Source organism: Citrobacter sp. (assembly GCF_050252275.1).
In the GTDB taxonomy this organism is placed as follows: Bacteria; Pseudomonadota; Gammaproteobacteria; order Enterobacterales; family Enterobacteriaceae; genus Citrobacter_A; species Citrobacter_A amalonaticus.
Genome location: NZ_JBFWLF010000357.1, coordinates 1 through 4196 on the forward strand (window position 1 = coordinate 1; position 4196 = coordinate 4196).

A 4196-nucleotide genomic window follows, 5' to 3' on the forward strand; every position below is an offset into this window, starting at 1 on the left:
TGGCGAACTGAAATCACAGGCTTTTGTTCGTCTGATTCGCACCTTGCTGGATGCGGAACTGGTCGCGGAAGATGCCCCCTGGCGCACGCGTCTGCACGCCACGCTGGGCAGTGATGACCGCGGATTCGAGCCCTACATTAAGCTCTGGCGCGAAGCGCAGATCCTTGCGGATAAAGACCCGGAAATCAAAAGCGCTTATCTCCTCACCATGCGCATGTGGCACGAGGAAACGGTCGCGATTATCGAAAGCGGACTCGCTGCCGGAGAGTTCACCCCCGCCTCCGACCCTGCCGACATCGCCTGGCGCCTGATTGCGCTGGTCTGTGGCCTTGATGGCATGTACGTTCTCGGCATTCAGGAGATGGCCGATCCGGCGTTTGATCGCCATCTTGATCGCATGATTGAGCTGGAGCTTTTTTCCTGAACGAATGAAGGTTAATCATTTATACTTTCTATTTACATTTGGTAACACTTAAGCAACCTGTTATTCCCCCTTCGCTCCGCGTCGTTGCGCATTCTTATCTATCCTTTCATCAATATTCCTAAAAGCATTAATAAATTCTAAAAAGGGCGTATAGCGCCCTTTTACGCAGACTATTTCTTATTTTTTTATGAACGATCTGTGCATGTGAGGGGCAATATGGCACGACAAAATGAGAAAAATAATCGTTATCTTTTGAGTGACTGGAAGCCGGAAAATCCTGCATTTTGGGAAAATAAAGGAAAGCCCATTGCGCGAAGAAACCTTTGTATCTCAGTTGCTTGCCTTTTACTCGCCTTCTGCGTCTGGATGTTATTTAGTGCCGTTGCCGTCAACCTTAATAAAATTGGTTTTAATTTCACCACCGATCAACTCTTTTTATTGACCGCATTACCTTCTCTTTCTGGTGCAATATTACGTGTTCCCTACTCCTTTATGGTGCCTATATTTGGCGGACGCCGTTGGACGGTGTTTAGTACCGCAATCCTGATTATTCCTTGCGTCTGGCTCGGCTTTGCGGTGCAAAATACCACCACCCCTTTCGAGGTATTTATCATTATCGCGCTGCTGTGCGGTTTTGCTGGCGCAAATTTTGCTTCCAGCATGGGCAACATCAGCTTCTTTTTCCCAAAATCGAAACAAGGCAGCGCGCTGGGAGTGAACGGTGGACTGGGTAATCTCGGCGTCAGCGTGATGCAACTCGTCGCGCCGCTGGTGATCTTTCTGCCGATCTTCGCCTTCCTCGGCGTTCAGGGCGTACCGCAACCCGATGGGTCACTGCTATCACTGGCAAACGCCGCCTGGATCTGGGTGCCGCTGCTGGCGATTGCCACGATTGCCGCCTGGCTGGGCACCAATGATATTGCCAGTTCCAAAGCCTCTATTGCGTCTCAGTTACCGGTGCTCAAGCGCTTTCACCTCTGGCTGTTGAGCCTGCTCTATCTGGCCACATTCGGATCGTTCATCGGCTTTTCCGCAGGTTTTGCCATGCTGGCGAAGACGCAGTTCCCCGACGTGAACATCCTCAATCTGGCGTTTTTTGGCCCGTTTATCGGCGCGCTGGCGCGTTCTGCAGGTGGCGTCATCTCTGATAAGTTCGGCGGCGTCCGGGTGACGCTGATTAACTTCATCTTTATGGCGCTGTTCTCGGCCCTGCTCTTCCTGACGCTTCCCGGCTCCGGTTCCGGCAGCTTTATTGCCTTCTATCTGGTCTTTATGGGGCTGTTCTTAACTGCCGGTCTGGGCAGCGGCTCTACCTTCCAGATGATCGCCGTCATCTTCCGCCAGCTCACCATCTACAGGGTGAAACTGCGTGGTGGCAGTGACGAACAGGCACAGCGTGAAGCGGTGACCGACACCGCCGCCGCGCTGGGCTTTATTTCCGCGATTGGCGCCGTCGGCGGCTTTTTCATTCCTAAGGCGTTCGGCAGTTCGCTGGCGATGACCGGTTCTCCCGTCGGTGCCATGAAAATCTTTCTGGTGTTTTACATCGTCTGCGTGCTGGTGACCTGGCTGGTCTATGGCCGCCGTAAACCGAAGCAAAAATAACAACATATTCACCGATGTTTTGTAGGCCGGAAAGGCGCCTGCGCCTATCCGGCCTACAAGACCCTATGGAGCAGGAGAAATGTCATGAGTAAACTGTTGGATCGCTTCCGTTACTTTAAACAAAAGGGTGACACCTTTGCTGACGGTCACGGCCAGGTGATGCATACCAATCGGGACTGGGAAGACAGCTATCGTCAGCGCTGGCAGTTTGACAAGATTGTCCGTTCCACCCACGGGGTGAACTGTACCGGCTCCTGTAGCTGGAAGATCTACGTCAAAAATGGTCTGGTGACCTGGGAAACCCAGCAGACCGACTATCCCCGGACGCGCCCGGATCTGCCTAACCACGAACCGCGCGGCTGCCCGCGTGGTGCCAGCTACTCCTGGTATCTGTACAGTGCCAATCGCCTGAAATACCCGCTGGTGCGTAAGCGTCTGATCGAACTGTGGCGTGACGCGCTCTCTACCCATGCCGATCCGGTGTTGGCGTGGGAGTCAATCATGAACGACCCGCTAAAAAGCCAGAGCTACAAGCAGGTACGCGGACGCGGCGGGTTCATCCGCTCCAGTTGGAAAGAGCTTAACCAGTTGATTGCCGCCGCCAACGTCTGGACGGTGAAAACCTATGGACCGGACCGCGTCGCCGGTTTCTCGCCGATCCCGGCAATGTCGATGGTCTCCTACGCCGCCGGGACCCGTTACCTTTCCCTGCTCGGCGGTACCTGTCTGAGTTTTTACGACTGGTACTGCGACTTACCGCCCGCGTCACCGATGACCTGGGGCGAGCAGACCGATGTGCCGGAATCCGCCGACTGGTACAACTCCAGCTATATCATCGCCTGGGGCTCCAACGTACCGCAAACGCGTACGCCGGATGCGCACTTCTTTACCGAAGTCCGTTACAAAGGGACGAAAACGGTCGCCATTACCCCTGACTTCTCCGAAGTCGCCAAACTCAGCGATCAGTGGCTGGCACCAAAACAAGGTACCGACAGCGCGCTGGCGATGGCAATGGGCCACGTGATCTTAAAAGAGTTCCACCTCGACAATCCCAGCGACTACTTCCTTAACTACTGCCGTCGCTATACCGATATGCCGATGCTGGTATTACTGGACGCCCGTGAAGACGGCAGCTACGTGCCAGGACGAATGATGCGCGCCTCGGATCTGGTCGACGGTCTGGGCGAAAGTAATAATCCGGAGTGGAAAACGGTCGCCTGCAACACCACCGGTGAACTGGTAGTGCCTAACGGCTCGATTGGTTTCCGCTGGGGCGAAAAAGGTAAATGGAACCTTGAGTCGCTGGCGGCAGGTACGGAAACCGAGCTGTCGCTGTCATTGCTTGGTCAGCATGATGAGGTATTGGGCGTCGCATTCCCCTATTTTGGCGGCAACGAAAACCCGCATTTTCGCAGCGTGAAGCAGGAACCGGTACTGGTGCGCCAGTTGCCAGTGAAGCAACTGACGCTTGTCGATGGCCGCCGTTGTCCGGTGGTCAGCGTTTACGATCTGGTGCTGGCCAACTACGGCCTCGATCGCGGTCTGGAAGACGCATACGCCGCGAAGGATTATGCTGAGGTGAAGGCCTATACCCCGGCGTGGGCGGAGCAGATCACCGGCGTGCCGCGTTTCCAGATTGAAACCATCGCCCGTGAGTTCGCTGATACCGCACATAAAACCCACGGTCGCTCGATGATTATCCTTGGTGCCGGTGTCAACCACTGGTATCACATGGACATGAACTACCGGGGAATGATCAACATCCTCGTGTTCTGCGGCTGTGTCGGACAGAGCGGCGGCGGCTGGGCGCACTATGTCGGCCAGGAAAAACTGCGTCCGCAAACCGGCTGGCTACCGCTGGCGTTTGCGCTCGACTGGAACCGTCCGCCGCGTCAGATGAACAGCACCTCGTTTTTCTATAATCACGCCAGTCAGTGGCGCTATGAAAAACTGACCGCCCAGGAACTGCTCTCACCGCTGGCGGATGCCTCGAAATTCACCGGTCATCTGATCGATTTCAACGTGCGTGCCGAGCGCATGGGCTGGTTGCCTTCTGCGCCGCAGCTCAACCTCAACCCGCTGACGGTGAAGGCCAGCGCCGAAAAAGCCGGCTTGTCACCCGTGGAATACACCGTTCAGGCGTTGAAATCCGGCGATATTCGTTTTG

3 protein-coding genes are annotated in these 4196 nt (G+C 55.2%); all 3 read left to right on the forward strand.

Annotated features, from left to right (window positions below; all coding sequences use genetic code 11):
• A partial coding sequence (locus AB7E14_RS21375; RefSeq protein ID WP_428169923.1) for a TetR family transcriptional regulator occupies positions 1–424 on the forward strand: 424 nt, incomplete at its 5' end.
• A gap of 216 nt (positions 425–640) precedes the next feature.
• Entirely contained in the window at positions 641–2029 is a 1389-nt protein-coding gene (locus AB7E14_RS21380) for a NarK family nitrate/nitrite MFS transporter (protein WP_316961666.1), read from the forward strand.
• 84 nt (positions 2030–2113) lie between these two features.
• A partial coding sequence (locus tag AB7E14_RS21385; protein WP_428169924.1) for a nitrate reductase subunit alpha occupies positions 2114–4196 on the forward strand: 2083 nt, incomplete at its 3' end.